The following is a 424-nucleotide window of genomic DNA, read 5'->3' as shown; positions in this document are numbered from 1 at the left end:
GTCATCACAAATCTCAAAGATCTCTTTCAAACGGTGAGAGATGTAAACAATGCCACAGCCTTCATCACGTAGTTCGTTAATTACTTTAAATAGAGACTCAGTTTCGGTATCGGTTAGTGCATCCGTTGGCTCATCCATGATGATGACCTTAGATTCAAACGATAGGGCTTTCGCTATCTCTACCATTTGCTGCTCACCAAGGCTTAGCTGACCTAAAGGAGTTTTTGAACTGTGTTTTACGTTAAGGCGTTTAAGTAGCTTGTCCGCTTCTTGGTACATTTCGTTCCACAAGATACGTCCCATGGTGCCTGTGATTTCACGACCTAAGAAGATGTTCTCGGCGATGGTTAGCTCAGGAATTAGGTTCAACTCTTGGTGAATGATGCTAATGCCGGCTTGTTGTGAATCACGTGGTCCTTTAAAT

Annotated in this window: 1 protein-coding gene; it reads right to left on the bottom strand. The window is 42.9% G+C overall.

All coding sequences use genetic code 11. From position 1 onward, the window contains the following. Positions 1–424 (bottom strand): ATP-binding cassette domain-containing protein (locus AB4496_RS28420; RefSeq protein WP_372133408.1); only part of this gene is annotated, 424 nt, incomplete at both ends.

Source organism: Vibrio sp. 10N.222.46.A1, assembly GCF_041473595.1.
GTDB classification, from domain to species: domain Bacteria; phylum Pseudomonadota; class Gammaproteobacteria; order Enterobacterales; family Vibrionaceae; genus Vibrio; species Vibrio tasmaniensis_A.
Note: the sequence above shows the minus strand (reverse complement) of the source record. Positions and strands in the feature narration are given on the sequence as shown.